The organism is Streptomyces sp. HUAS MG56, assembly GCF_058673395.1.
Window position 1 is genome coordinate 8,318,783 of record NZ_CM178722.1, and the last position, 26,090, is coordinate 8,344,872.

The 26,090-nt window shown below is 69.5% G+C and carries 27 protein-coding genes; 19 read left to right on the plus strand and 8 right to left on the minus strand.

Features of this window, described 5'->3' with window-relative positions; genetic code table 11:
- Window positions 1–501: 501 nt before the first annotated feature.
- The 5 genes from AC4OXY_RS38530 to AC4OXY_RS38550 are packed head-to-tail and all read left to right on the plus strand — an operon-like array spanning window position 502 to window position 6,812.
- Window positions 502–2,418, plus strand: coding sequence for a maleylacetate reductase and hydroxyquinol 1,2-dioxygenase domain-containing protein (locus tag AC4OXY_RS38530; RefSeq protein ID WP_491991986.1), 1,917 nt, complete (start codon window positions 502–504; stop codon window positions 2,416–2,418).
- Between the two features lie 17 nt (window positions 2,419–2,435).
- Window positions 2,436–4,208 carry an FAD-dependent oxidoreductase gene (locus AC4OXY_RS38535; protein ID WP_491991987.1) on the plus strand — a complete coding sequence of 591 codons (1,773 nt, stop codon included), beginning with the start codon at window positions 2,436–2,438 and terminating at the stop codon, window positions 4,206–4,208.
- Between the two features lie 11 nt (window positions 4,209–4,219).
- Window positions 4,220–4,978 carry a CoA transferase subunit A gene (locus tag AC4OXY_RS38540; RefSeq protein WP_491991988.1) on the plus strand — a complete coding sequence of 253 codons (759 nt, stop codon included), beginning with the start codon at window positions 4,220–4,222 and terminating at the stop codon, window positions 4,976–4,978.
- Complete coding sequence (locus tag AC4OXY_RS38545) at window positions 4,975–5,622, plus strand: CoA transferase subunit B (RefSeq protein ID WP_491991989.1); 648 nt, start codon at window positions 4,975–4,977, stop codon at window positions 5,620–5,622. The genes AC4OXY_RS38540 and AC4OXY_RS38545 overlap by 4 nt, the downstream gene beginning before the upstream one ends.
- Window positions 5,622–6,812 (plus strand): thiolase family protein, encoded by a 1,191-nt coding sequence (locus tag AC4OXY_RS38550; RefSeq protein WP_356035233.1) that lies wholly within the window; start codon window positions 5,622–5,624, stop codon window positions 6,810–6,812. The genes AC4OXY_RS38545 and AC4OXY_RS38550 overlap by 1 nt, the downstream gene beginning before the upstream one ends.
- A 38-nt stretch (window positions 6,813–6,850) precedes the next feature.
- On the opposite strand, the gene AC4OXY_RS38555 is transcribed toward AC4OXY_RS38550, so the two are convergent.
- Together AC4OXY_RS38555 and AC4OXY_RS38560 are read right to left on the minus strand one after the other, a co-directional pair.
- A complete protein-coding gene (locus tag AC4OXY_RS38555; protein WP_356035231.1) occupies window positions 6,851–7,720 on the minus strand; it encodes a helix-turn-helix domain-containing protein in 870 nt (289 codons plus the stop codon).
- A gap of 227 nt (window positions 7,721–7,947) precedes the next feature.
- A complete protein-coding gene (locus AC4OXY_RS38560; protein ID WP_491991990.1) occupies window positions 7,948–8,469 on the minus strand; it encodes an SDR family NAD(P)-dependent oxidoreductase in 522 nt (173 codons plus the stop codon).
- A 391-nt stretch (window positions 8,470–8,860) separates the two neighbouring features.
- On the opposite strand from AC4OXY_RS38560, the gene AC4OXY_RS38565 reads away from it, so the two are divergent.
- Entirely contained in the window at window positions 8,861–9,955 is a 1,095-nt protein-coding gene (locus tag AC4OXY_RS38565; protein WP_491991991.1) for an FUSC family protein, read from the plus strand.
- A 562-nt stretch (window positions 9,956–10,517) separates the two neighbouring features.
- Here AC4OXY_RS38565 and AC4OXY_RS38570 read toward each other — a convergent pair.
- The 3 genes from AC4OXY_RS38570 to AC4OXY_RS38580 form a co-directional block, all read right to left on the minus strand.
- Window positions 10,518–10,772: a hypothetical protein gene (locus AC4OXY_RS38570; RefSeq protein ID WP_491991992.1), complete on the minus strand. Its 255-nt coding sequence runs from the start codon at window positions 10,770–10,772 to the stop codon at window positions 10,518–10,520.
- 461 nt (window positions 10,773–11,233) lie between these two features.
- Window positions 11,234–11,749 carry a hypothetical protein gene (locus tag AC4OXY_RS38575; RefSeq protein WP_491991993.1) on the minus strand — a complete coding sequence of 172 codons (516 nt, stop codon included), beginning with the start codon at window positions 11,747–11,749 and terminating at the stop codon, window positions 11,234–11,236.
- A 331-nt stretch (window positions 11,750–12,080) separates the two neighbouring features.
- Complete coding sequence (locus tag AC4OXY_RS38580) at window positions 12,081–12,896, minus strand: NAD(P)H-binding protein (protein ID WP_491991994.1); 816 nt, start codon at window positions 12,894–12,896, stop codon at window positions 12,081–12,083.
- Between the two features lie 87 nt (window positions 12,897–12,983).
- Between AC4OXY_RS38580 and AC4OXY_RS38585 the strand changes: the two genes are divergently transcribed.
- Entirely contained in the window at window positions 12,984–13,406 is a 423-nt protein-coding gene (locus tag AC4OXY_RS38585; RefSeq protein WP_328981116.1) for a winged helix-turn-helix transcriptional regulator, read from the plus strand.
- Between the two features lie 36 nt (window positions 13,407–13,442).
- Here the strand turns inward: AC4OXY_RS38585 and AC4OXY_RS38590 are convergent, their stop codons facing one another.
- The 3 genes from AC4OXY_RS38590 to AC4OXY_RS38600 all read right to left on the minus strand — a co-directional run bounded on the left by AC4OXY_RS38590 (window position 13,443) and on the right by AC4OXY_RS38600 (window position 16,198).
- On the minus strand, window positions 13,443–13,874 hold the full coding sequence (locus AC4OXY_RS38590; protein ID WP_491991995.1) for a hypothetical protein: 432 nt from the start codon (window positions 13,872–13,874) through the stop codon (window positions 13,443–13,445).
- An 81-nt stretch (window positions 13,875–13,955) separates the two neighbouring features.
- The gene (locus AC4OXY_RS38595) at window positions 13,956–14,933 is read right to left on the minus strand and encodes a hypothetical protein (RefSeq protein WP_491991996.1); all 978 of its coding nucleotides are present in this window, start codon (window positions 14,931–14,933) and stop codon (window positions 13,956–13,958) included.
- 410 nt (window positions 14,934–15,343) lie between these two features.
- Window positions 15,344–16,198 (minus strand): trypsin-like serine peptidase, encoded by an 855-nt coding sequence (locus AC4OXY_RS38600; protein WP_491991997.1) that lies wholly within the window; start codon window positions 16,196–16,198, stop codon window positions 15,344–15,346.
- Window positions 16,199–16,316: 118 nt separating this feature from the next.
- Here AC4OXY_RS38600 and AC4OXY_RS38605 point away from each other — a divergent pair, with 118 nt between their 5' ends.
- The 12 genes from AC4OXY_RS38605 to AC4OXY_RS38660 all read left to right on the plus strand — a co-directional run bounded on the left by AC4OXY_RS38605 (window position 16,317) and on the right by AC4OXY_RS38660 (window position 26,081).
- Window positions 16,317–16,469, plus strand: coding sequence for a hypothetical protein (locus AC4OXY_RS38605; protein WP_491991998.1), 153 nt, complete (start codon window positions 16,317–16,319; stop codon window positions 16,467–16,469).
- A gap of 415 nt (window positions 16,470–16,884) precedes the next feature.
- A complete protein-coding gene (locus AC4OXY_RS38610; RefSeq protein WP_491991999.1) occupies window positions 16,885–18,249 on the plus strand; it encodes a S53 family peptidase in 1,365 nt (454 codons plus the stop codon).
- Between the two features lie 76 nt (window positions 18,250–18,325).
- On the plus strand, window positions 18,326–18,787 hold the full coding sequence (locus tag AC4OXY_RS38615) for a hypothetical protein (protein ID WP_491992000.1): 462 nt from the start codon (window positions 18,326–18,328) through the stop codon (window positions 18,785–18,787).
- Between the two features lie 639 nt (window positions 18,788–19,426).
- A complete protein-coding gene (locus AC4OXY_RS38620) occupies window positions 19,427–19,894 on the plus strand; it encodes a Fur family transcriptional regulator (RefSeq protein WP_491992001.1) in 468 nt (155 codons plus the stop codon).
- Between the two features lie 8 nt (window positions 19,895–19,902).
- On the plus strand, window positions 19,903–20,112 hold the full coding sequence (locus tag AC4OXY_RS38625) for a hypothetical protein (protein WP_491992002.1): 210 nt from the start codon (window positions 19,903–19,905) through the stop codon (window positions 20,110–20,112).
- A 9-nt stretch (window positions 20,113–20,121) separates the two neighbouring features.
- On the plus strand, window positions 20,122–21,144 hold the full coding sequence (locus AC4OXY_RS38630) for a CobW family GTP-binding protein (protein ID WP_491992003.1): 1,023 nt from the start codon (window positions 20,122–20,124) through the stop codon (window positions 21,142–21,144).
- On the plus strand, window positions 21,141–22,166 hold the full coding sequence (locus tag AC4OXY_RS38635) for a WD40 repeat domain-containing protein (RefSeq protein WP_491992004.1): 1,026 nt from the start codon (window positions 21,141–21,143) through the stop codon (window positions 22,164–22,166). Before AC4OXY_RS38630 ends, AC4OXY_RS38635 begins: the two co-directional genes overlap by 4 nt.
- Window positions 22,163–22,564 (plus strand): (2Fe-2S) ferredoxin domain-containing protein, encoded by a 402-nt coding sequence (locus AC4OXY_RS38640; protein WP_491992005.1) that lies wholly within the window; start codon window positions 22,163–22,165, stop codon window positions 22,562–22,564. The genes AC4OXY_RS38635 and AC4OXY_RS38640 overlap by 4 nt, the downstream gene beginning before the upstream one ends.
- Window positions 22,551–22,934 (plus strand): ArsR/SmtB family transcription factor, encoded by a 384-nt coding sequence (locus AC4OXY_RS38645; RefSeq protein WP_491992006.1) that lies wholly within the window; start codon window positions 22,551–22,553, stop codon window positions 22,932–22,934. The genes AC4OXY_RS38640 and AC4OXY_RS38645 overlap by 14 nt, the downstream gene beginning before the upstream one ends.
- Window positions 22,935–23,484: 550 nt before the next feature.
- Window positions 23,485–24,453 carry an ATP-binding protein gene (locus AC4OXY_RS38650; RefSeq protein WP_491992007.1) on the plus strand — a complete coding sequence of 323 codons (969 nt, stop codon included), beginning with the start codon at window positions 23,485–23,487 and terminating at the stop codon, window positions 24,451–24,453.
- Window positions 24,454–24,499: 46 nt separating this feature from the next.
- Window positions 24,500–24,892 (plus strand): SCO5389 family protein, encoded by a 393-nt coding sequence (locus AC4OXY_RS38655; RefSeq protein ID WP_491992008.1) that lies wholly within the window; start codon window positions 24,500–24,502, stop codon window positions 24,890–24,892.
- Between the two features lie 211 nt (window positions 24,893–25,103).
- Window positions 25,104–26,081 (plus strand): metal ABC transporter solute-binding protein, Zn/Mn family, encoded by a 978-nt coding sequence (locus tag AC4OXY_RS38660; protein WP_491992009.1) that lies wholly within the window; start codon window positions 25,104–25,106, stop codon window positions 26,079–26,081.
- Window positions 26,082–26,090: the final 9 nt, after the last annotated feature.

The following is a 26,090-nucleotide window of genomic DNA, read 5'->3' on the forward strand; positions in this document are numbered from 1 at the left end:
GTGAGGCTGCGCAGAGGTGCTTCATCGGCATGCCGGGCCAGGCGCCGCCCGGCCGGACAGCAGCAGCGAGGCACACACGCTGCAGGACAGCACCCGTTCCCGGCCCTGGCAATGCCCGCGGATGCGGTGAGGAGGCCGTGGCCGAACAGCAGCCGCACTCCGGGCCATCGGACGAAGGAGCCAATCCTCGATCTCACCCAGGCTGTCTCGCGGGAGGGCTCGGCCACGCCCTCGGCCACCGTTCACGAGTGATCACCTGCCGGGAGAGCGTCTCCCGCGCAGCTTCCAGCTGCCCGGTCGATCCGGCGATCTCCGCCCGGCACTCATCAGCGTTCCGACGCACGCCCCAGGTCCGCCGGAGACCCTGGGACACACGCGTGCTTTGTGCAGTGCAACGCGCTGATCGTGCAGGAACTCACCCGGACGCCCTTCGCATACTCGGTGCCCGAGCTACCGACACAATCCCCGATGACGCGGAGGCCGAGCTCAGTGCGAACATTCGTGTACACATCCCGTCCCTCGCGGGTCGTCTTCGGTGCCGGCACGGTGCGCCGGGTCCGCGACGAGGCCGAGCGGCTGGGCTGCTCCCGGGTGCTGCTGCTGTCCAGCCCAGCCCTGCCGGAGGCCTCTGCGCGAGTCCGCCGGGCTCTCGGCGACATGCTGGTGGCGGAATTCGACGGCGCGGCCATGCACACCCCGGTCGAGGTGACAGAGCAGGCGCTCGACGTGCTCACGCAGGCGTCCGCTGACGGCATCGTGGCCATCGGGGGCGGTTCGACGACAGGCCTGTCAAAGGCGCTCGCCCTGCGCACGGACCTCCCGCAGGTGGTCCTGCCGACCACGTACGCGGGCTCCGAGGTGACCCCCGTGCTCGGCGAGACACGGGACGGGCGCAAGGTCACGCAGTCCTCCCCGTCGATCCTGCCCGAAACCGTCGTCTATGACGTGGACTTCACGCTCACTCTGCCGCTGCCCATGACGGTCACCAGCGGTGTCAACGCACTCGCGCACGCCGTCGAGGCCCTGTACTCCTCCGACGCCAACCCGGTCACCGACCAGCAGGCCCTCGACGCGATCTCCCGCATCGCGCGGGCGCTGCCCCTCCTGACCGCCGACCCTGCCGACCCGGAAGCGCGCGCCGATCTCCTGCATGCGGCCTGGCTCGCCGGGACCTGCCTCGCCACCGTCGGTATGGGCCTGCACCACAAGCTGTGCCACACCCTCGGCGGCAGTTTCGACCTGCCGCATGCCGAGACCCACACCGTCGTCCTGCCGCACGCCATGGCCTACAACGCGCCCGCCGTCCCCGGTGTGATGCGTCGCATCGCAGACGCCCTGGGTGTGCCGGACGCCCCGAGCGGCGTGTACGACCTGGTCGCCTCCCTGGGCGGGCCCACCTCGCTGCGCGACCTCGGCCTGCCGGAGTCGAGCCTCGCCCACGCGGCCGAACTGGCCGTCTCGACGCCCTACCCGAACCCGCGGGAGCTCACCGCCGAGGACATGGCGGAGTTGCTGACCGACGCCTGGTACGGGCGCCGCCCCGAAGGCCCTCCGTCCACGGAAGCGGGGCTCGCCCGCCTCACCGAACAGGTGGTGGCCAGCTTCGCGAGGGCCCCCGAGCCCCGCGTCCGTACCCTGCTCAGCGACCTCGTCCGGCACCTGCACACCTTCGTTGCCACCAACGACGTCACCGATGCCGAATGGCAGTACGCCATCGACTTCCTCACCCGGACCGGACAGCTGTGCAGCCCGACCCGCCAGGAGTTCGTCCTGCTGTCGGACACCCTCGGTGTCTCCAGCGCCGTCGATTTGCTCACCAACTCCCGTACTCCCACCACCACACCGTCCGCGGTGCTCGGCCCCTTCTACGTGGAGGGGCCGCCCGAGGCCGCGCACGGAAGCGACATCTCCGCCGGGCTGCCCGGCATCCCGCTCTGGGCGGACGTGCGGATCACCGGCACCGACGGCGAGCCAGTCAAAGACGCGGTCGTGGACGTGTGGCAGTCCAACAAAGAGGGCTTCTACGACGTCCAACTCCCCGATCTGGACGGACCGGTGCTGCGAGCCCGGTTGCGCACCCACGCCGACGGGCGGATCACGTTCTGGTCCATCCTGCCCTCGGAGTACCCGATCCCCGACGACGGACCGGTCGGGCACATGCTCGGCGCGGTGGAGCGTCACCCCTACCGGGCACCACATCTCCACTTCATGATCGACGCACCCGGCCACCGCCGGCTCGTCACACAGCTGTTCGTGTCAGGCGGCGCCTATCTGGACAGCGACACCGTCTTCGGCGTCAAGGACGAGCTCGTCGTCGACATCGCGCCGCAGATCGGCCCCACCCCCGACGGCCGCCATGTCGAGGGGGAGTGGCGCCGCCTCCACTACACCTTCCGCATCGCCCCCCTGGCCGGATGACCGAGGAGCGCCCACTCATGACCATCACCGATGCGCGACGCGCGTACGACACCGATGTCCTCGTCGTCGGCAGCGGCCCCGCTGGCGGCTCGGCCGCCCTGGCGCTGGCCACCTACGGCATCCGCACCCTGCTGGTGACGAAATACGGCTGGCTTGCCAACACGCCGCGGGCCCACATCACCAACCAGCGCACCATGGAAGTGCTGCGCGACCTCGGCGTCGAATCCGAGGCGCTGACGTTCGGCAGCCCGTCCCACCTCATGGGCGACACGGTGCTGTGCACCTCGCTGACCGGGCAGGAGATCGGCCGCATCCGCAGCTGGGGCACGGGGCCCGCCTCGGCCACCGAATACGCCTCGAAGAGCCCCTGCGGGATGATCGACCTGCCGCAGACCTACCTGGAGCCGATCCTGGTGAGCAACGCGGCGGCCCGCGGCGCCAAGGTCCGCCTCGACACCGAGTTCATCGGCTTCGCCCAGGACGCCGACGGCGTCACCGCCTTCCTGCGTGACCGGGTCCGCGGCGACGAGTTCACCGTGCGGGCCCGTTACCTGATCGGCGCGGACGGCGGGCGCAGCGCGGTCGCCGAGCAGCTCGGCCTGCCCTTCGACGGGCGCATGGCCAAGGCCGGAAGCATGAACATCGTCTTCAAGGCCGACCTCACCCGCTACTGCGCCCACCGGCCCAGTGTTCTGTACTGGGTGCTGCGGCCCGGGGCGGAGACCGGCGGCATCGGCATGGGCCTGGTCCGTATGGTCCGTCCGTGGAACGAGTGGCTGCTGGTGTGGGGTTACGACATCGAGCAACCGCCGCCGGAGGTGGACGAGAAGGCGGCGCGGCAGATCGTGCGTGATCTCGTCGGTGACCCCGACCTGCCGGTCGAGATCACATCGACCTCGCTGTGGACGGTCAACCACAGCTACGCCACGGTGTATTCGTCCGGGCGTGTCTTCTGCGCCGGCGACGCCGTGCACCGTCATCCGCCGTCCAACGGGCTCGGCTCCAACACCTCCGTCCAGGACTCCTACAACCTCGCCTGGAAGCTCGCCATGGTGATCCGCGGTGAGGCCGGAGAAGCGCTGCTCGACAGCTACACGGCCGAACGCGCTGCCGTCGGGCGGCAGATCGTCGAGCGGGCCAACCTCAGCCGTGACCAGTTCGGCCCGATCTTCGAAGTGCTGGGCGTCGGCGGCGGCAGCGACGAGCAGGCCATCGCCGAAGGGCTCGCGGCGCTCGGGGCGCAGACGCCCGAGGCCAGCAAGAAGCGGCGCCTTCTTGAAGAAGCGATCCAACTCAAGAACTACGAGTTCAACGCGCACGGCGTGGAGATGAACCAGCGCTACGCCTCCTCGGCGGTGCTTTCCGACGACGGCCCGGCCGAAGTCTGGGAGCAGGACCCCGAGTTGGTGGCCCGGCCGACCACCCGGCCCGGCGCGAAGCTGCCGCACGCGTGGCTCGTCGACGCCCGAGGAGAGCGTCTGTCCACGCTGGACGTCATCGGTGACGGTGCCTTCACCGTGCTGACCGGCCTGTCGGGCGGCGTCTGGGACACTGCCGCGACCGCCTGCCAGACAGAGCTCGGCATTCCGCTGCGGGTGGTGCGCATCGGCCACGAAAACTGCCATGACGCGTACGGCGAATGGAGCCGGGTCAGCGAGATCGCCGAGGACGGCGTGCTGCTGGTGCGCCCCGACGGCTACGTCGCCTGGCGCCGCGCCACCGCATCCGAGAGCGCGCAGTCGGCCCGGGACGAACTGCTCGGCGCACTGCGCCGGGTGCTGGACCGGTAGGAGAGAGCGGTATGGACAAGGTGATGGCCACGGCCGAAGAGGCCCTGGCGGACGTGACCGACGGACGGTCGTTCGCCGTCGGCGGCTTCGGACTGAGCGGTGTCCCCGAGGTGCTCATCGGCGCCCTGTACGAGAGCGGGGCGAGCGGTCTGACCGTGGTGTCGAACAACTGCGGCGTGGACGGCCGTGGCCTCGGCATCCTGCTGGCCGCGGGCCGCATTGCCCGGGTCACGGGCTCGTACATCGGCGAGAACAAGGAGTTCGCCCGCCAGTACCTCGCGGGCGAGCTGGAGGTCGAACTGACGCCGCAGGGCACGCTCGCAGAGCGGCTCAGGGCGGGCGGCTGCGGAATCCCGGCCTTCTACACCCCGGCCGGCGTCGGCACGCAGGTCGCGGAGGGCGGGCTGCCGTGGCGGTACGCGCCGGACGGATCCGTCGCCATGGCATCGCCGCCCAAGGAGGTACGGACCTTTCATGGCGTCGATCACATCTTGGAGCACGCCATCACCACCGACTTCGCGCTGGTCAGGGCCGCGCGCGGAGACCGGCACGGCAACCTCGTCTTCCACCGCGCGGCACGCAACTTCAATCCGCTGGCCGCGATGGCCGGGCGCATCACCGTGGCCGAGGTGGAGGAACTGGTCGAGCCGGGAGCACTCGACCCCCACGAGATCCATCTGCCCGGGGTGTTTGTCCAGCGTGTCGTGGCGCTGACCCCCGAGCAGGCGGCCGACAAGGGAATCGAGAAGAGGACGGTGCGCGAGCGATGAGCTGGACCAGGGACGAGATGGCAGCGCGCGCTGCGCGCGAGCTGCGGGACGGCGACTACGTCAACCTCGGCATCGGCCTGCCCACCCGCGTGGCCGACCACCTGCCGACAGACATCGACGTCGTCCTGCACTCGGAGAACGGCCTGCTCGGCGTCGGACCGTACCCGTCACCCGACGAGGTCGACGCCGACCTCATCAACGCGGGCAAGGAGACGGTGACCGTGCGGCCGGGGGCGTCCTTCTTCGACTCCTCGCTGTCCTTCGGGATGATTCGCGGTGGTCACATCGACACCGCCGTCCTGGGCGCGCTGCAGGTCTCGGTCCGCGGCGACCTGGCCAACTGGGCGGTCCCCGGAAAGATGATCAAGGGCATGGGCGGTGCGATGGACCTCGTCCACGGCGCCCGCCGGGTCGTCGTACTGATGGAACACACCGCCAGGGACGGCAGCCCCAAGATCGTCGAGAACTGCACCCTGCCGCTGACGGGCCGGGCCTGCGTGGACCGGATCATCACCGACCTGTGCGTCCTCGACATCACGCCGACCGGACTCCGGATCGTCGAAACCGCCCCAGGTGTGACGGCCGACGAGATCGCCGACCTGACACCGCTGAACTTCCACCCCGGTCCTCCAGGGAGCCACTGATGATCGAGAGACCGCGTGACGTGTACGTCGTCGACGCCGTGCGCACCCCCTTCGGCCGCTATGGCGGCGCCCTGGCGGGCATACGCCCCGACGATCTCGCCGCCGGTGCGCTGCGCGCCCTCCTGGACCGCAGTCCCGACCTGGACCCGGGGCGCATCGACGACGTGCTTCTCGGAAACGCCAACGGAGCAGGCGAGGAGAACCGCGACGTGGCCCGGATGGCCGCGCTGCTCGCAGGACTCCCGGTCACCGTGCCGGGTGCCACGGTCAACCGGCTGTGCGGATCCGGTATGGAGGCAGTCGTCCAGGCGGCCCGGGCGATCGCGCTCGGTGACGCGTCCATTGCGGTGGCCGGCGGCGTCGAGTCCATGAGCCGCGCGCCGTGGGTGTTGCCGAAGCCGGAGCGTGCTTTTCCGGCGACGGACCAGCAGCTGTACTCGACGACGCTCGGCTGGCGGATGGTGAACCCGCGGATGCCGGCGGAGTGGACCATCCCCCTCGGCGAGAGCGCGGAACTCGTCGGCGCCAAGTACGCCGTCACGCGAGAGGCACAGGACGCGTTCGCCCTGGCCAGTCACCGCAATGCCGCCCGTGCCTGGCGTGAGGGCAGGTATGCGGGAGAGGTCGTCCCCGTCGAGGGGGTGGACCTGCCCCGTGACGAGGGCATCCGGGACGACACCTCCCTGGAGGCCCTCGCCCGGCTCAGGCCGGCCTTCATCGAGGACGGCACGATCACAGCGGGCAACGCCTCGCCGCTCAACGACGGGGCGGCCGCGCTGCTGCTCGCCGACGAGGAGGGGCTCGCGGCGACCGGCCGCGAACCACTGGCGCGGGTGCGGGCGGCGGCGGTGACGGGCATCGAGCCGCAGTACTTCGGACTCGGCCCGGTGGACGCGATCCGCAAGGTGCTCGGGAAGGCGTCGGTCGCTCCCGACGAACTGCACACGATCGAACTCAACGAGGCGTACGCCGCACAGGCTCTGGCCTGCCTGGTCGCGCTGCCCGAACTAGACCCGGAGGTCGTCAACCCGCGCGGTGGCGCCATCGCCATCGGCCATCCGCTGGGAGCCTCGGGCGCCCGCATCACTGGCGCGGTCGCGCATCAGCTGGCCGCGGCGGGATCCGGGACTGGGCTGGCGGCTCTGTGCATCGGGGTGGGCCAGGCAGTGGCGCTGGTCCTGGAACGCTGACGCCGCTGCCACGGGTGCGGGGGTGCCCCCTTCGCCTCTCAACCCGCGCGGCGCAGGGCGGCCGGGGTGGTCCCCAGTCTGGCGCGCATCGCTCGTGTCAGGTGTTCCTGGTGCGAGAAACCGCATTCGACCGCCACCTGCCCGATGGGGGCGGAACCCGTGCGCAGCATTCGGCATGCCTGCTCCAGGCGCAGCGCGAGCAGGTACTGGTGCGGCGACTGTCCGGTGCTCGCCCTGAACTGCCGGGTGAACTGGCTGCGGCTCAGTGAGGCGGCGGCGGCCAGATCCGCGATCGGCAGTGCCTCGGCGAGCCGCTCCTCCATGAGCTCCCTGACCGCTACAAGCTGCCGGTCGCTCAGTCCGGACGGGCCGGGAGGCGGCTCCGCGGGCGCGGCAGCGTGCCGCCGTACGAGCTGCGCGGCTAGCATGCCGGCGAGGTGGTCGACGTAGGTGCGCGCTGACGGCTGCCAATCCCGTGCAACCCCCGCCAAGGCCAGGACGAGCTGTTCGGCCAACGGATCGACGGCACCCAGGTCCTCGGACAGCTGGACCGGCCGCCCGTCGTTGGCCTCGCGCAACGCCTCGTCGGTCAGATAGACGTGCACGGTGTCGAGCCGGCCGGCGAGTTCCACGGACAGCGTTTGGCCAGCTGGCTGCACGAACAGCCCGCCGCGTGGGACCGCTCGCGACCGCGCCTTCGGCCCCTGGCCCCTGCTGACGGTCACCGGTCCGCTGAGATGCAGGATCAGCAGGTGGGTGGAGGCCGGTTCGAAGCGAGCGCGGTAGGGCTGTTCCTTCTGGCAGGAGAGGTAGAGGTGATCCCAACCGAGCCCTGCGCTGCTGTGCTGCGGCTCTACGCCGGGCTGCCGCAGGATACCCAGCGTGTCGGCGAGTCCGAGCTCTGCCACGGTGCGACCTCCTTGCAGCACCTCGCCAGAAATTGAATTGTAAACCATATTGCTGTGTCGAGGGCAGGCATGATTCCGCGCGCCCGGCTCCCGCTTCCGTTGCCTGGAAAAAGGGTCGGTCTGCGGGGCCCGGTGATCTCACGGACCTGCGAATGTGATCGCAGGGCACCCATCACTATGAGTGTTGCGGAACTGGTTGCCGTAGAAAGTGCCGCGGCGGCTCCTGATCACCACTGCCTCGCATCCAGGGTTGGGACTGTGGAGCGCTGAATCAGCGGCCGCCCGCCCCTGCTCGCTGTCTCCGGCCTCAGGGCACGGTCGGCTCGATTTCGCGGGATGTCGACCTGTTCGTATCCGCGCTCGCGGCCGCCGCCCTGGCGGCGCAGCACGGGCACGGCGGCCCGACTGAGGTAAACGGTGCCGTAGAAGTTGGTGTCGATCTGCCGGCGGAACGCCTCCAGACTCGTGTCCTCCAAGGAGGCGCGATCGCCCTGGCCGGCGTTGTTGACCACGACGTCCAGCCGCCCGAAGGCGTCGATGGTCTCGCTGACGACATGGTCGGCGGCCTCGGCGTCGGTCACGTCGAGCCGGGCGGTGCGGACCTGGTCGCCGTGGGCGGCGACCAGGTCTTCCAGGGCCCGCGGGTCGCGGCCGGTGGCCATCACCCGGTGTCCAGCGGCGAGAGCGGCAGTGACGATCTCACGGCCCGGGCCCCGGGAGGAACCAGTGACCAGGAAAATCTTCGGCATGGGACGAACTCCGTCTATTTGGAATGAGTACGAGGGTGGAATGTGCGTGGGCTGTTCCGGGGCGAGAGCGCCGGGCGGAGGCCCCGCTGTTCCTGTCCGCAGGTGACGGCGGTCCTTTCCGCCGTCCCCCTGCTCGCCCGGGTACATGCTCCGAGCGGAGCGCGGGGCGGGATGATCGGGGACGAGCTTCCCTCGGCCTTGAGGTCCCATGGGCCGGGGGGAGACGGCGCGGGCGGAGTCGCAGGCGTTGGACTGGCGCCGTGTCATCGCCTGTGGTGAGGGATGTCACCCGACCGCTATTCGACGCAAACCGAACATAGCGTGCAATCATCTTCTTGTGCAAGATTCAACTATCTGGCTCGGTCGTCTGCCGATACGCGCGATCGGACGGGTGCGCCACCTCACCGGCAGGCTCCGTCGCTGGCGTCCCGGCCAGTTGGTCTATGGGATCAAGGCGCTGACAGCGGCGTTGCTCGCCTGGACCGTGGCGGGCCCGGTGGCCCCCGACGGACGCCCCTACGTGGCGGTCGCGACGGCCCTGCTCATGGTCAACGCTTACACGGTGTACCGCTCCGTCGCCAACGCCCTGCACAGCGTCACAGCGAAGGTCGTTGCTCTGGTCCTCGCCCTGACGACCGCCCGGCTGCTGGGGCCGACCGCGGGTGCCATCGCGGTCATCGCTCTGCTCACGGTCCTGCTGGGTCCCCGCCGCACCGCCGAGGGGCGGCTCCAGGTCGCTTCCACTGCGGTCGTCGCGCTGGCTGCGATGGCGGGCAATCCGATGGGCGGCCTGGTCTCACCTGTGCTCCAGACGCTGGCCGGCGCGGCCGTCGGCATCGCGGTCAACGCGCTGGTGCTGCCCCCGCTGCACGTGGACGAGTCGGAGTCGGCCGTGAGAGACCTCGCCCACGCCGTGGGGGAGTTGCTGCATGACATGGGCGTAGGTCTGGCCCAGGGGGAACTGCTCTCCAGGGCGCAGGTCTGGTTGCACCGGGGGCGCCGGCTCGAAAAGCACCTGGCGTACGCTCAAGAGCAGGTGCGACAGGCCGACGAGAGTCTGCGCTGGAACGCGCGCTGCATTACGCGTGGGCGACGCGGTGACGTGACGTACGGGGAATTGTTCGCCGCCCTGCGCGGGGTGTCACTCCAGGTGCGGGGTATCGCGCGGACCCTCGCCGACAGCGCCCACGACCACCGTCCCGACCACCATCTGGGGCTCCAGTTCCTGGACCGGTATGCCGAGACCCTGCGACTGGCGGGTGCGGCGGTAAAGGAACTGGTCGGCCCGCGCACGGAGGCCGCTTCCTCGTACCCTCACGAACGGCTACGAAAGGCTATCGAGGGCGCCCTGGTCTGGCATGAGACGATGACCGAGCTGATCGGCAGGGGAACCCTCACCAAACCAGGCGCATGGCACGTCTACGGCTCGCTCATGACGGATGTGGAGCGGCTGTTGTCCGACCTGGACTACGTGGCGCTGAACTGAGGTCAGCCGAAGCTGTTGTCGTGGATCTCGGCGGCGTAACCACCGGGAAACTTGGCGATGGCGCTGTGGCGGCCGCCCGAGAGGTGGGGGCCGGACAACACCGTGGCGGCCGGCGGCCTTGGCCTTGCTCAGTGTCGTCGAGAGGTTCGCCACCTTGTACCCCGTGGTCTCATGCCCGTACGGGTAGGGCAGGTGTCCGTTGGGCACCGAGATGACGGTCCTACCGAAGGGAGAGGTGAGGCGGATCCTGTGGAACGTCTGCGAGGGCAGCCCGATCTCGCTCGCATTCGCCTTTGGAGCATCGGACCCGACCACGCCGCTGGTGAACTTCAGGTAGGAGCGCAGAAAGGCGCTGACCGCATCCGGCGGCAGGGGCACGCGGTTTTCTGGGACGGTCTGCAGCGGCTTGCAGGCCGGTGATGTGGTGTGCCAGTACAACTGAGTGTTGACCCCACCGGGAACTGGATGACCGCGTCTCGGCCCACCGGGGCGGGGAAGGACGAGACGATCACATTGGCTCCGCTGGCCCGAGGCTGCTCGACCCCGGAGTCCATGTTCGTCATCAGCCATCCGGTGCGCTCCGTCCCGAACGGTACGGAATGAGCGTCTGGAAGTCGAAGACCGACAGGGTGCCGACGGGCGAGGTCGCCGCCAAGATCTCGCCCTTGCTCAGCGCCTGCGGCGAGTGCGCGAGAGCTGACTTGCGCGAAGGCGCCCGCAGGGCTGTTGACCGCTTCCGCGAGAGCGAGTGCCGCCCGCTCATGGGGTGTGAGCGTCCCGCTTCCTCGACGCCGACCCAGCCGACGACGGCGTTCATAGAAGCTGCTGGGCAGGTGCCAGGAGGCCGCCGATGCTGACGGCCCGGTCCCAGCGGAGATCGGCCAGTTACTCAAGACCGCGTCAGCGACAAACCGTCGGTTGCCGCTTTGTGACCAGTGTGCGGTGCCTTGTTGCGCAGCACCCGCTGGGCTGTGTGGGGGCGCTGTCGCTGTGTCAGCCGCCGCCGCTCATGGCGACTGGCGAGGCGCCCCCACCGCAGGGTACGGCGTCGTTGACGTCCCCTGCGCGTCACCGGCTCCACCAAAACCGGTGGTTCCTGTGCCGGTTCCCCTGATCCGGCGCAGGTGTCATCGATCCGCACTGGTGAGGGCGGCTCTTGTGGCGGTCCTGCTTTCCGCTGCCCGCATGGGCCAGGTATCCCGAGAGGCGTCAGGAATCCGGGAGTGACGGACTGCGGCGGCCGTCGGTGCCGACGTCGGGCCTGTGCTCGTCGGCTGCCTACCCGTGGTGGGCGTAGCCTTCGTTGCGGTGCTCGCGGACATCACGGAATCCGGTGTCCCCGGTGGTCCACACGGGCCAACGGCGGCTGTCCCAACGGTAGGCATGCTCCTCATGCCGCCGCACCTGGTAGCGGTTTCCGTCGTTGTCACGGAACCACGAGATCTGGTCGTTGTACCAGCGGAGGATCTCGCGGTCGGCGCGCTGGCCGTCGCCGTCATAGCGGCGGGCCGGGCTACGATCCTCATCGACCCGGCGGACCCAGGAGTCGCGGCCGTGGTCGTCGTGCCAACCTCGGCCTTCGTTCCGGTGTCCGTCCCTGTTTTCAAGGGTGTTGGTGTACTGCGCCGACTGAGACGCGAGGGCAGCCGCCGGTTCGCTACTCGTGACGGTCGCTGCCGAGGCTGGTCCCCCTGCGGCGAAGAGTCCCGCTGCCCCGACCGCCACAGAGGCGGCTGCGACAGCTACGCGGCGCACAATCCTGTAACCCATGATTTTTTCCTCCTCGAACACCATGCAACCCGCCGAAGCGAGTGGCAGTGGCCGCCTTGGATCAGGCACTCGTGACACTACTCCCCATTTAGTTGAATGATGAACTATAAAAGTGTGAGGTATGCCATCCACTTAAATGTCCGTTATGTGGAATATCTAAGCGAGGCCCTTAGACGGGTCGTTTGGCGCCAAGTTGGTCGCTGCAAGAAGGCGGTATGTGACTGTTCGCCGTGGCTAATGCGGTCCTCGAAGGTGATCGCCGCCACGGCTACGGATCACATGGATGCCGGAGATGTGGCCGCTCTGAGGCAGAACCTGGAGGAGCGTGAAGGCGCATTGCGGTGAACCAGCCGCGTCAGCCGGCGTCGGGGCGCAACGCGGCGGCGGTGTCCGCGGCGACGGTGAGCGGGTCGGTGAGCGGTCGGCCGAGTAGTTGGGCGAGGTCGGGGCTGGTGGTGCTGAGGAACCCGTGGCGGACGCTGGTCGCGATCGAGGCGAGCATCGGCGGCTGGAACGGCAGTAGCGTGTCGTCAGCGAGGAGTTGGGCCCGGTACTCCCCGAGCCCGATGGTCCGGTGCGCGACTCCGAGGGATTCGGCGATGCCGACGGCGGTGATCGGTTCGCCGACCAGGTCATAGGTCTTGCCGGCGTGCGCGGTCGGATTGCCGGCCACGACGGCTGCGGCCGCGGCCAGGTCCGCCCGCGCCACAGCGGCGAGCGCTCCGTCGCCGAACGCCGATTCCACGCCGTCAGCGGTCCAGGTCAGGAGCGCCCCGAAGAGTTCGGCGTAGAGCCCGTTGCGCAGGACCGTCCACCCAAGTCCACTGGACTTGATCAGCTGCTCGGTGGCCCGATGGGCGAGGGCGAAGCCAAGGTGGTCACCGTCGCCGGCCAGGCTGGTGTACACCACGTGGCTCACGCCATTGCGCACCGCAGCGTCTACAGCTGCCTGGTGCCGGGTGATGACCTGGTCGTCCTCGGCGTACCCCGCCGAGACGAGGACCAGCGTAGAAACGCCGGTGAGGTCGAGGCTCGTGGGGTCGTCGAAGTCGAGTCGCCGCTGCCCTTCTGCGGGCGATCGAGTGCCGCCCAGGGCGGGCACGTGGCGCTGAGCCAACTCCTGGAGCGTGAGAGAGGCGAGCTGTCCGTTCGCGCCGGTCACCATGATCATTGTGGTTCTGTCTCCTACCGTGGTTCTCTTCAGTAACTACGGTGAGATCTTCAACCGGCCCAGATCGACCCACAAGGAGGCAGTTTCGTGTCAGTGACGCACACCGAGGTAACCGCTGAACCCGCTGAACTCGAACCCTGCGGACAGCAGGACCATCCCGACTGCGGGATCCGCGACGTCCTCGACCGGGTCGGTGACAAGTGGTCGGTCCTCGTCATCGTCGAGCTCGCCAACGGCCCGCGGCGCTTCCGGCAACTTCAGCGCGCCATCGATGGGATCTCCCAGCGCATGCTGACCCTTACGGTGCGCCGGCTGGAGCGAGACGGCCTGGTCCTTCGGACCGTGTATCCGACCGTGCCGGCCCAGGTCGACTACCGGCTCACCGAGACGGGCGCGAGCCTGACACACCTCGTCAAGGCACTTGCCGACTGGTCACTCGAACACCGGGCCCACATCGCCCGCGCCCGCGAGACCTACGACAGCGAGCACCCCGACAACGAGATCCGCTGATCAGCGAAACGTCATCAACCTCCTGACCCGCAACAACTAGCCTTCGACCTCGATCGTGACCCTCCACCTGCCTCCTGACGGGGTCGCACTGGTCAGCACCGCCGTGCCATCCGTCGCACCCACGAACATCGCCGGGGTGACGCCGACCGGCGCGGTCACCACGCCTGTGTTGGCGGGCGCCAGCACGCCGTTCCCGTCTGCGTGGACCGGCTGCCACCGGCCGCTCTTCCCCGCAGTCAAAAATACGTCCACCCGCTGACCACGCGGCAGGCAGTACACACCCCTGTGTGCCTGCGTCAGTTGCCCGGCCGAGTGCGGCAGCACCCCGCCGGGCAACTTCGCGCAGGCAGAAGGCGTCCGCGCTGACGAGGTGGGCGCGGGGGCCGCCGCCACAGTGGACGCCTTGGCGCTGCAGGCGGACAGCAGGGCGGCGGTCACGAGCGCCAGGACGGGCAGGGTTCGGTTCACGATCACCCTCCTCGGATGAGGCCGGAGGCCGAGCCCAACCCGGTGAGGGAGCGGACTCGGCCTCCGGAACCGGATGCGGTGTCAGTGCTGATTGCTCGCGCTGGAGTAGGAGACCACGCAGCCGCCCGCTCCGCTGTTGAAGTTGTTGCTCCACAGCGACTGCACGGCGAAGTTCGTTCCGTTCAGGCCGACGATCGTCGACGCGCCCTGCCCGCTGGATATCCAGGCGCACTTGTCGCCGGTCTCATAGCCGGTGCTGTCCACCCAGCCGCTGCTCGGGGCGGGGTCGGTGAGGGTCTCGGCGTACTCGTGGCCACCCACGATGGTGATGCCCTCGGTGCTGCCGTTGACCCCGGACGAGCCCGTCGTGACGAAGTTCGCGCCGCACCCCGTACCCGCGTCCGTGATGTACGGCATGTTGGTGTAGGGCAGGTCTGCGCCAGAGCCGGTGGTGGTGTGGTCGTGCCAGGCGCAGTACTGCGTCTTGAAGCCGTTGGGCACGACGCCGTGCGGCAGGTCCACGATGACCTCGGCGTTGTCGCCGGAGACCCCGAAGTGAGCGGCGGCCTTGACCGCCTCCGCGGCGATCGAGGCGTCACTCGGTCTGCTGGCGACCTTGGCCGAGCTGTCGAGCCAGGTGCCGCCCACGGGGTTGGAGGCGGGGTGGCCCACCGCCGTGCCGGCCCCGTTGCACTGGGTGGTGCCGACGGCCACGCCCTGGCAGTACTGGGTCTGCGAGTTGGACCAGCTGTCGCCGCTGCCGTAGGCGTGCTGGAAGAAGTTCAGCTGCAGTGCGGCCTCGCCCGAGGGGTCGTTGGTGACCGTGGGGCCGGTGCCCCACTGGTTGCCCCAGTAGACGATGTAGATCTGCGGGTTGGTGACGACGTTGCCGCCGCTGTAGGAGAGGTTGTTGCCCGCGGCCGCCGCGGCCTGCGTGCCGTGGGGCTTCATCTGGTGGTGGTGCGGAGCGAGTTCGCTGGCCCCTGCGGGTGCGGCGGCAGCGAGACCGGCGACGGCGAGCGCGGTGGCGCAGCCGACGGCGAATGCAGAACGAAGCACGGTGGTGCCCTTCTCTGTCCGGGAGACGTGCGGGAGGGCTGTGCAACGCCGCTGGCCAGGCGGCACGTTGGTGTCACCACTTTGGAACGTGTCTTGCGCCGCGAGACGCTAGATGATCTCTCGGTCGCTGTTCAAGACTGCATCAACACCCTCAGAGCGAACTCAGAGCATCGGGAAACACGGCTGTCTCGCAAGGGAGCCGGCACCCGCTCCGCCGCAACCCCCGGGGTCGGCCTCGGGTCCCAGCGCTGGATTCCTCTGCCGCTGGGTGTATGTCCTGGTGGCAGGGCTATTCGGTTGCTCGGGGGCGTGTGCTGGACGGTGGTGTTGGCGGGCATGGCTGAGGCGTGACGGCGCTACTGCACCCGGCGGGCTGCTTTCTGGGTGACGCAAGGCGCGGGAGGCCGGGGTCAGTTTCCGTCCTCGTCCTGGGCGCGTTGGTAGAGCTTGGCGATGTCGTCGTCGAAGTAGGCGGCGTAGGAGACGTCGTCCTCGTCGCCGCCGCCTTCATGACCGCCCAGGACGCCGATGACGGTGCCGGTGTGGCTCTTGGGGTCGTAGTCGGCGAGCCAGGGGCTGCCGCTCGTGCCGCCCTCGAAGTCGGTGCACTGGATGCGCAGTTGGGTGTCGTTGAATTTCGTGGTGCGGTTCCGGCAGGAGATCGGGGTGTCACGGCTGGTGGGGTAGCCGGTGATCTCGACTTCGTTGGTGAAGCCGCGATCTGTGCCGAGGCTGTTGCCGCCCAGGACGTCCTGGATGTTCTTGCCGTCCTTCGGGTCGAGGACGAGGAAAGCGACGTCGAGGTCCTCGTCCTGGGATTTGGCCCAGCGGTCGTCGACGACGACCTTGCTGACCTTCCACAGGCCGGTGGGTCCGTCGCCTTTGCGGTAGCCGGGGGCGAAGACCAGGTCGTTCAGCGGCTGTCCGGAGTCGGCGTCGAAGGCGCAGTGGGCCGCGGTGATCAGCATGTTCCGGCTCGGACTCTGCACCACGCTCGCCGTGCAGAAGTGGGTGCCCTGGTCGTCCTTCTCGAAGACCGCCCCGATCCGGGCATTCTCCTCGGTCCGGAGCGGGGTGTACGCGGTGCCGTCATGGGCGGGGACGGTCGCCGACGGGTCCTGGTCCCGCGGGGCCTGGCCCGGCTCGCCGGACTTGCCGTAGCTGCTGCGACCGCTGCTTCCGTCCGGACGGATCTCCCCCGCCGCACACCCCACCACTGCGGCTGCCCACACGATGACCAGCGTCAGTGCTATGCCAGCCTTCATGAAGCGAAACAGTAGCCCAGTCCGGGCATGGTGATCAGCCGGGGACGGGGCAGACGCCGACAGGAGCAGGCAGTCCCGCACCTACCAGCAGCACGCTCGGCACGGTCCTGTGGATGCGGTGCAACAGCTTCCCGCCGCTGGCCAGGACCTCCCGAGGCTGACTCGTGCCGAGGCGTTCCCGGCGGCCGCGCCGGCCACGGAGCCGGGCGTCGGGGTGGTGGCGATCGCCGTGCGCGAGGTGGAACAGGAGACCGACACCGGGGTCGCGTGAGCAGTGCGTGCGGTGGATCCTGAGGCCGGCACCGGCCCTTCACAGACGTTCGCTACGGCGCCGTTGCCGGCGGTGCGGTTGGTGTAGCCGTGTTTGAGCGGACGTCTCTGCCAGCTGTTTAGGCGCGGGCAGCACCCCGCCGGGTGACCGAACACGGCCTCCTTCGCACACGTAATGCCGCGCTTCCCCCTGCACCCAAGGTCAAGTCCGCGCCATCGCTTGGCCATTGGGCCGCCATTGGCCGGCAAGCCCGTCGCTCCCTTCGGTAACGCCGGGGTCAGGAATCCGGAACGCGCCTTGTTTGTCACGTACTCAACAAGTGAGGGTCGTCGCGGGCCGCCGCCCCCACCGGGAACCGCACCGGTGGACCCCCACACCCGCACGCCTCTGTCACCCACTAACAGGAGGCTGTACCTTGCGTACGTCGTTCTCCAACTCCCCCCACAGACACGGAAGATGGCGCCGTGTCGGCTCCGCCGCCGCGGCAACGGCCGCCCTCGTCTTCGCCGGACTCGGCACCGCGGCCCACGCGAGCGCGGCCACCCCCGCCCTCACGGCCAAGACGGTCAGCCCGAAGGCGGTCGCCGCCGCGGTCGCCAAGGCCCATGTGCAGTACACCCAGCAATGCGCCGGCACCCCGAAGAAGGGGTACGCGTCCTGCAACGCCCTCCGCGTCACCGGCGGCACCACCGCCTTCCAGGAGGAGCAGGCGGTGAAGAAGGGCATCGCACCGCAGACCGTCCGGCCGAACGCCGCCGCGGACTCCCCCACCGGTTACGGCCCGAGCGACCTCCAGTCGGCCTACGGCCTGACCTCTGCCGCCTCCTCCAGCGGCTCCGGCGAGACCATCGCCATCGTCGATGCCTACGACGACCCGAACGCCGAGTCGGACCTGGCCGCGTACCGCTCGAACTACGGCTTGTCCGACTGCACGTCGTCCAACGGCTGCTTCTCGAAGGTCGCCCAGGACGGTTCCTCCAACCTCCCCACCGCCGACAGCGGCTGGGCCGGCGAGATCTCGCTCGACCTCGACATGGCCTCCGCGATCTGCCCCAACTGCAACATCACGCTCGTCGAGGCCAACTCCGCCTCGATGGACGACCTCGGGACAGCTGTGAACGAGGCCGCCAGCCTGGGTGCCACGGCCATCTCCAACAGCTACGGCGGCTCGGAGGACCCTTCCGACACGACGTACGACTCCGAGTACTACAACCACCCGGGCATCGCTGTCACGGTCTCCGCCGGTGACAGCGCCTACGGTGCCGAGTACCCGGCAACCTCCCAGTACGTGACCGCCGTTGGCGGCACCTCGCTGTCCAGCGCCTCCAACACCCGCGGCTGGACCGAGAAGGTCTGGAGCACCAGCAGCACCGAGGGCACCGGCTCCGGCTGCTCCGCCTACGACCCCAAGCCGAGCTGGCAGACCGACACCGGCTGCTCCAACCGCATGGAATCCGACGTCTCCGCGGTCGCCGACCCGGCCACTGGCGTCTCGGTCTACGACTCCTACGGCACCAGCAGCAGCTGGAACACCTATGGCGGCACCAGCGCCTCCTCGCCCATCATCGCCGGCGTCTACGCCCTCGCCGGCACCCCGGGCTCCAGCGACTACCCGGCCCAGTACCCCTACAACAAGGCCGGCACATCGGCGCTGAACGACGTGACCAGCGGCAGCAACGGCTCCTGCTCCCCGTCGTACTTCTGCACCGCCGGCACCGGCTACGACGGCCCGACCGGCTGGGGCACCCCCGAGGGCGTCAGCGCCTTCAGCGCCGGCTGATCTACACCGTATGACCTCCCCGTCGGGCTCACGGGGAGCCGCCGCCGCAAGGGGGACGTGGGGTTCCCTCGGCGGCATGGACGGGAGAGCGGGTCACGGCAAACCGGCCGTGACCCGCTCTCCCATCGGCTCCGTCACCGTCTTCCCGCCGCTGCCCACCGAAGCCGAGTTCTACGACGCCGACATGAAGCTCGACGTGGACGCCCGGGCACTGTCACGGTGCGCGCTGCCGAGCTGGCGCCCGATGCACTGGACAAGATCACCGACGCTGCCCGGACGCAGTGGGACGGGATCGGGGCTGCGCGGTTCAGCGCGTATCGACTTCTTCCTCACCGACGACGGTGAGCCGTACGCGTTGGAGGTCAACAGCACGCCGGGCATGTCCCGTGACATCAGCTACGTCAGCAGGCCCGCAGGCTTTGACCCAGCACATCACGCCCGCGAAAGCGAGATCGAACGGCTGATCAACGGGCTGAAGATCTACCGGGTCATGACCACGCTCTTCGGCAGGAGGGCGTACCTCTTTCACACACCGTGACCGCTACCGCCGTACGCCTCGGCTCCGCTCCTGACCCGCCGGGCCGCTCCTCGCTACGGCCCCGCCCGTAGCTGAGGCACTCGATCGCTGTTCCTCCACCGTCAGTGGTCATCTGAGTGACCGTCGTGCTGAACAGGGCGGTGGCCGTCGTGGGCGTAGTCAACGTGGTCGATGGTTGACGCTCCGCGGCGAGACAGGGGCACCGGGCTCCTTCGAAGCGCCTTGTCCGGCACGGACGCCTCCGGCTGCCGCTCCGGTGCGACTGCTGCGCCTGACCGGCCGCGCTGCCACTTAGCCGACGACATGGCTCCGACCTGAGCGGCTCACTGCTCAGCAAACGGCACCGGGCATGGCCTCCGTTGGGCGATCCGCCTCGGCAGCAACGCCCAATCCGAGGCGGAGGTGCTCGATTCCGTGGGCGGCCCGGACACAGGCCCGCACCGAAGACCGCCAGTAAACCGTCACCCCCAGCGGTGCCCAGCGCCCGGCCTGGTGCTGCGGACCGTCGCGCGTCACCCCTTTAAGAGGCGCTGCGGCTAGAAGCTTACGCATGACTCACCATTCATATGGACATGGATTTCATTTCCATCTACGGTGGAGTCCTACCCACTCGGCGCCAGCTACAGGAGGTGAGGTGCCGTGAGCGGCCGGACGACCCGGCAGCAGAGGGCGGTTCGGCAGATGCTCGCTGGCTGCCAGGACTTCGTGTCGGCCCAGCAGCTGCACACCCTGCTCCTGGCCGGAGACCACGCGATCGGCCTGACCACCGTCTACCGCGCCCTGCGCGAGCTGGAGACGGACGGCGCCGTGGACGTCGTACGCGACGAAGCCGGCGGGCGGCTCTACCGGCTGCGCCCTGCCGACGGGCACCGCCATTACCTGATGTGCCGTGGCTGCGGCCGCAGCCGCCCGGTGAATCCCGAGGTCGTCGAGCAATGGGTGGGCCGGATCGCCGCGGACACGGGGTTCGCCGCTGTGGAGCACACGGTCGAACTCACCGGCGTCTGCGCCGACTGCCGGCCCTCCGAGGACGAAGGAGAGGAAACGCCATGCCACTGGGATCCCGCCGTGGGCCCGCAGGGCCGTGTCCGGAGCTGCGCGAGCTGAAGGAGAGCGTGCGCGCCCTGCTCGGGCTCGACGACGACACCGCCGTCATGATCCGCCAGCTCGCCTGTACCGAACCGGGCTGCCCGCCGCTGGAAACGGTCGTCGCCGTGCTGCCGATGGAAGGCGAGGCCCGCCGCTGGACCCTGCACCGCCCCGCCGACCAAATCACCGAGGACGACCTGCGCACCGCATTGCTCGCCCCTGAACAGCACGACTAGGAGACTGAATTGACCTCCCCGGAACCCGCCGACCCCCGCGATGAGCGGGTGCCCGTCACCGTCCTGACCGGCTTCCTCGGCTCCGGCAAGACCACCCTCCTCAACCGCATCCTCACCGAGAACCACGGCCTGAGGATCGCCGTGATCGAGAACGAGTTCGGCGAGGTCGGCATCGACGACGCGCTCGTCCTCGACGCCGAGGAAGAGATCTTCGAGATGAACAACGGCTGCATCTGCTGCACCGTGCGCGGAGATCTCATCCGCATCCTGGGCGCCCTGATGCGCCGGCGCGAGAAGTTCGACCACATCCTCATCGAGACCACCGGCCTCGCCGACCCGGCGCCCGTCGCCCAGACCTTCTTCATGGACGACGAGATCGCCTCCCAGCTGCGACTGGACGCCATCGTCACCCTCGTCGACGCCGCACACGTGCTCCAGCACCTGGACGAGGTCAAGCCGGAGGGTGTGGAGAACGAGGCCGTCGAGCAGATCGCCTTCGCCGACCGGGTCGTCCTCAACAAGACCGACCTGGTCGACGACGAGACCATCGTGCAGGTGGTCCGTCGCATCCGGGCCGTCAACGCGGGCGTCCGGATCATTCCCGCCGAGCATGCCCGCATCGGCCTGCACGAGGTGATGGACGTCGGCGCGTTCGACTTGGAGCGGGTGCTCGCCGACGATCCCGCCTTCCTCACCGAGGCCGAGCACCAGCACGACACCACCGTCACCTCGGTCGGCATCGAACTGGACGGCGAGCTCGACGAGGACCGGCTCAACACCTGGCTCCGCACCCTGCTGCGCACCAAGGGCGTCGACCTCTTCCGTTCCAAGGGCATCCTCGCCCTCGCCGGAGCGCCCCAGCAGTACGTCTTCCAGGGCGTGCACATGCTGCTGGACGGCACTTTCGGACGCGACTGGCGGGAGGGCGAACCCCGCACGAACAAGCTGGTGTTCATCGGCCGTGACCTCGACCGCGAGGCATTGCAGCGCGGCTTCGCCGACTGCCTGGCCACGGCGGGAGCCGCCGCGTGAGTACGACTGTCCAGTCCCCGCTCGCCTGGGACATCGGCGTCGACGACGCACCCGTCGCCCTCAGCGCGCGAGGCGATCTGGTCGCCGTCGCGGGCGCCGAGGGGACCGTGAAGGTCCTCGACGCGGCGACGGGCGCCGAGATCGGTGCCTTCGACCTCCCCGGAGGCGCACTCACCGTCGCGCTGTCCCCGAATGCCGGGCACGCGGTGGCGACCGGCCCCATGGGTTATGCGTTGTGGCGTCGCTCCGACGGGCGTACGACGGTGCGGGAGGCCGACGCCTGGTCGGCCGCCACCGCCTGGGCCGACGGCACCCGCGTCGCGGTCGCCTCCGGCCGCCGCGCGCTCGTCCTGGACGCGGACGGCGGGGAGTTGTGGCGTACGGAGCCTGCCGCGTCCACCGTCACCGACCTCGCCTGGATGCGGCAGGGCCGGCGCCTGGCCGTGGCCGCGTACGGGGCCGTGCGCTGCCACGAACGGCACACCGAGAAGCCGGTCGCCACCTACCCCTACGTCGGTTCGCACCTCGCGCTCGCCGTCGCCCCCACCGGAAGGTGGATCTGCAGCGGCAACCAGGACGCCTCCATCCACATCTGGAGGACTCGCGACGGCGGCGAGCTAACCATGTCCGGCTACCCGGAGAAGGTCTCCCGCCTCGCCTTCGACGACTCCGGCTTCTGGCTGGCCGCCGACGGCGCCCCCGACGTGACCGTGTGGGACTTCTCCGGCAAGGGCCCGCAGGGCACGGCACCGCGCTCGCTGCGTTGCCACGAGACGGTCACCGCGCTCGCCTGGCGGCCGGGCGCCGGCGGGCATCTCGCCAGCGGCGGAGACGACGGGACCGTAGCCCTGTGGCACGCCACCGCCGGACGGTCGCAGGCGCGCCTGCGACCGGTGCGCGAACTGGACGGCACCGGCGCGGCGGTCGGGGCGCTGGCCTGGGCAGGCCCGCACCTGCTGGCCGTGGCCTGGCGGGACGGCCGGATCCGGACGTACGGCGTACCGTCCCGGACCGCCCTGTGAACCGGTCCATCATCCGCGCGGCGGCTCCCCGCCCCTGCACCCTCGTCGTGTGCCGGGGCTGCTGCTGCGGCAACCCGCGCAAGCACCCCGGCACGGACCACGCCTGGCAGTTGGACCGGCTGCGCGCCGGCGCGGCCGAGCACGGTTTCCAGGTCCGGACGACGGACTGCCTCGGCCCCTGTGACCAGGCCAACGTCATCGTCGTCCAGCCGTCGACCGCTGGGCGCCGGGCCGGGGGGCGCGCAGTCTGGGTGGGCTTCGCGATGGACGACGACTGCACCGACGACCTGGTGCGGTGGGCGGCGCAGGGCGGACCGGGCGTCGCTGGACCGCCCGCCACCCTGGAGCTCCAGTTCATCCGCCCGCCGCGCGAGGCCCGCGCCCGTGCACGCCGATGACGTCGCCGCCGGCGGTCGCGACGTCCTCGCGGCCGCCCGGCTCGACGAAGCCACCGCCGCCTCCGTCGCCACGACGCTCCGGGCCCTCGCCACACCGTCCCGCCTGCTGATCCTCACCGCCCTACGGGAGCACCCGTACCCGGTGGGCAAACTCGCCTCCGCTGTCGGCATGGAACAGTCCGCCGTCTCTCACCAACTGCGCCTGCTGCGTGCCCTCGGCCTCGTCACCGGCCGCCGTGAAGGCCGCCGCATCGTCTACAGCCTCTACGACGACCACGTCGCCCAGCTCCTCGATCAGGCCGTCCACCACATCGAGCACCTGCGCCTCGGCGAACGCGGCCTCGGCGTCCAAGAGGAGCTCATCAGTTGAGGTGGCCGACCTGCCGCGGCGCCGGAGCGGCGTGGAGCCGATCGGGCAGCGAGCCGTCGTCGGGCATCCCGGCTCGCAGCCACGCCCCGACCGCCTCGGCGTCGGCTGCCGTCCCTAGCGGGCCGAGGCGTACAACGCTCCCGCTGGGCCTGCGGTCGCCCCCACACGGCTGCACCGCAGCATGCAGCCCGCGGCCGCTCCGGCAGTGCAGCACCTTCCCCAGGCAGCCAGTGGAGATCATGACCCCGTGCGGGCAGCGCCGGACCGCGCGCCGCAGCCTGTCGATCAGCCGCCCTGCCTCGGCGGCATGACATGAGCCACAGACGACAAGAGTGAAAGGGCCGCCCCCACGGCCGCCTGCGGCATCGCTCATCTCCACGTCTCCTCCGTATGGGTCACATCCGCATGGGTCAAACGGGTCTCTGTTCGCGCCAGATGCAGTCCAACTCGCGTGGCAAACCAGCGAGTTGGGAAGTGAGCGATTTGACGCCACCTGCCACACCCCCCACCCTATGCTCATGACACCCATTTTCAATAGGAGTGGTTAGCCATGCGCGTTGCCTTCGTCGGCAAGGGCGGCAGCGGCAAGACGACCCTGTCAGCCCTCTTCTCCCGCCACCTGGCGCACTCAGGCGCGCCGGTCGTCGCGATCGACGGCGACATCAACCAGCACCTCGCCTACGCCCTCGGCCTGGACGAGGAGGAGTTCTTCACCGCGCCACCGCTCAGCGCACGCACCGGCGAGATCAAGGACTACCTGCGGGGCGCCAACCCGCGGATCCCGTCCCGCGAGGCCATGGTCAAGACGACCCCGCCCGGACGCGGCTCCCGGCTGTTGCGCCTGCTCGGCGAGGACGAGATCCACGGCCACCACGTCCAGGAGGTCGGCGGCGTCTCACTGATGGTGACCGGCGCCTTCGACGAGAGCGACCTCGGTGTGGCTTGCTACCACTCCAAGCTCGGCGCGGTCGAGTTGTACCTCAACCACCTGGTCGACGGCCCCGGCGAGTACGTCGTGGTCGACATGACCGCCGGCGCGGACGCCTTCGCCTCTGGTCTGTTCACCCGCTTCGACATGACGTTCCTGGTCGTCGAACCGACCCGCAAGAGCGTTTCCGTGTACCGCCAGTACCGCGACCACGCAGCCGAGTTCGGCATCCCGGTCGCCGTCGTCGGCAACAAGATCACCGGAGAGGACGACCTCGACTTCCTGCACGGCCACGTCGGCGGAGATCTGATCGCCCACTGCGAGCAGTCCTCCTATGTGCGCGCCCAGGAGCAAGGCCGCGGCGGACACGGCGAACTGGAGCCCCACAACACCCGCACGCTGGACCGGCTGCGCGCGGCCGTGGACGCCCGCACCAAGGACTGGGCGAGCTTCCAGAAGCACACCGTCGAGTTCCATCTGCGCAACGCCGCCGCCTGGGCCAACGAGGCCACCGGCCAGGATCTCGCCACCCAGGTCGACCCGGACTTCCGGCACGGCCCCGCAGCACTGACCGCCGCCGCACTCGCCTGACCCCCCACCCTTACAAGAACAGAACCACAGAACAGGACAGCCCTTCATGTCACTCGACGTCTCCCCGCAGCTGCTCGCCGAAGCCGAGATCGGCGAGGTGCGGGAGCAGGACTTCATGGAAACGGTCCGCACCTCCCTGCCGTACGCCTACGACCTCATCGCCCGCCTGGCCGTCGAACTGCGTTCCGGCGCAGCGGAGTTCGCCGACAACCAGACTCCGCCGCCCTCCGAGAAGGAGCGCGGCCAGTTGCTGCGGGCGCTGTCCAGCGATGCGATCCGGGGCAGCCTGGAACGCCACTTCGGCATCGCCCTCGCCTTCCAGAACTGCCACCGGGTCGCCGCCTTCCACCCCGAGGCGCGCGGCGGCGAGACCCACACCCGCTTCACCTCCCTGCGCTCGCAGATCCTCAACCAGTCGCCGGAGTTCCGCGACTGCTGAACCACGGACTCCTCGGCAGCAGTCGCCCACAGGGACGCCCGGTCCCCGTGAGCGACTGCGGCGGCCTAAGCGGTCGCACACCCGGTCAAAAGATGGCAACGGTTTTCATCTGACGTTGATCTGAAAATCATTCCCATCTAGCGTCGAGGGTGTCGCCACACGGCCCGGCACGTGTCCGCCGCGCGCCGCGCATCGCCCGAAGGAGCTCCGCATGTCCGCCGTCCCCACCTCCCGTCACGCCCGCCCGTCCGCGAGGATCGCGCTGGTCACCGCGACGGCCGCCTTGACGGCCATCACAGCGAGCGCCTGCTCGACCTCCTCCTCGCACACCACCGACACCGCCGCGACCGGCGGCGGCAGCGGCTCGGGCAAGACGATCCAGGTGGTGGCAGCGGAGAACTTCTGGGGCAGCATCGCCTCCCAGCTCGGCGGCAGCCACGTGAAGGTGACCAGCATCATCACCAACCCGGACACCGACCCGCACGCCTACGAGCCGACCGCAGCCGACGCCCGCACCGTGGCCGGCGCCCAGTACGCCATCGTCAACGGCATCGGCTACGACGCCTGGGCCGACAAGCTCCTCGCCTCCAACCCCGGCAGCGGGCGCACCGAGCTGAAGGTCGGTGACCTGGTCGGGATCAAGCCGGGCGGCAACCCGCACCGCTGGTACTCCCCGGACAACGTCCACCAGGTCATCGAGAAGATCACCGCCGACTACAAGAAGACCGACCCGGCCGACGCCTCCTACTTCGACCAGCAGAAGACGACCTTCGAGACGAAGACGCTCGCCGGATACAACCAGCTCATAGCCGACATCAAGGCGAAGTACGCGGGCACCCCGATCGGCGCCTCGGAGTCCATCGTCACGCCGCTCTCCGAGGGCCTGGGGCTGAAGATGCTCACCCCGGAGACGTTCCTGGACGCGATGAGCGAGGGCTCCGACCCCACGGCCAAGGACAAGGCCACCATCGACCAGCAGATCAAGACCAAGCAGATCAAGATCTACGTCTACAACTCCCAGAACTCCACGCCCGACGTGCAGGCGCAGGTCAAGGCGGCCAAGGCGCAGGGCATCCCGGTTGCCACCGTGACCGAGACCCTCGCCCCCGCCGGGGACACCTTCCAGCAGTGGCAGACCACCGAACTCCAGGGCATCCAGCAGGCCCTGGCCAAGGCCACCGGGAAGTGAACTGACGCC

What these genes read in the sequence shown, in the direction of transcription:
- AC4OXY_RS38600 (WP_491991997.1), bottom strand. Translation starts at nt 16,198, where the DNA reads ATGAAGGCTGGCATAGCACTGACGCTGGTCATCGTGTGGGCAGCCGCA.
- AC4OXY_RS38575 (WP_491991993.1), bottom strand. Translation starts at nt 11,749, where the DNA reads ATGGTGTTCGAGGAGGAAAAAATCATGGGTTACAGGATTGTGCGCCGC.
- AC4OXY_RS38650 (WP_491992007.1), top strand. Translation starts at nt 23,485, where the DNA reads ATGCGCGTTGCCTTCGTCGGCAAGGGCGGCAGCGGCAAGACGACCCTG.
- AC4OXY_RS38615 (WP_491992000.1), top strand. Translation starts at nt 18,326, where the DNA reads ATGGACGGGAGAGCGGGTCACGGCAAACCGGCCGTGACCCGCTCTCCC.
- AC4OXY_RS38535 (WP_491991987.1), top strand. Translation starts at nt 2,436, where the DNA reads ATGACCATCACCGATGCGCGACGCGCGTACGACACCGATGTCCTCGTC.
- AC4OXY_RS38580 (WP_491991994.1), bottom strand. Translation starts at nt 12,896, where the DNA reads ATGATCATGGTGACCGGCGCGAACGGACAGCTCGCCTCTCTCACGCTC.
- AC4OXY_RS38655 (WP_491992008.1), top strand. Translation starts at nt 24,500, where the DNA reads ATGTCACTCGACGTCTCCCCGCAGCTGCTCGCCGAAGCCGAGATCGGC.
- AC4OXY_RS38560 (WP_491991990.1), bottom strand. Translation starts at nt 8,469, where the DNA reads ATGCCGAAGATTTTCCTGGTCACTGGTTCCTCCCGGGGCCCGGGCCGT.
- AC4OXY_RS38570 (WP_491991992.1), bottom strand. Translation starts at nt 10,772, where the DNA reads ATGAACGCCGTCGTCGGCTGGGTCGGCGTCGAGGAAGCGGGACGCTCA.
- AC4OXY_RS38550 (WP_356035233.1), top strand. Translation starts at nt 5,622, where the DNA reads ATGATCGAGAGACCGCGTGACGTGTACGTCGTCGACGCCGTGCGCACC.
- AC4OXY_RS38540 (WP_491991988.1), top strand. Translation starts at nt 4,220, where the DNA reads ATGGACAAGGTGATGGCCACGGCCGAAGAGGCCCTGGCGGACGTGACC.
- AC4OXY_RS38545 (WP_491991989.1), top strand. Translation starts at nt 4,975, where the DNA reads ATGAGCTGGACCAGGGACGAGATGGCAGCGCGCGCTGCGCGCGAGCTG.
- AC4OXY_RS38660 (WP_491992009.1), top strand. Translation starts at nt 25,104, where the DNA reads ATGTCCGCCGTCCCCACCTCCCGTCACGCCCGCCCGTCCGCGAGGATC.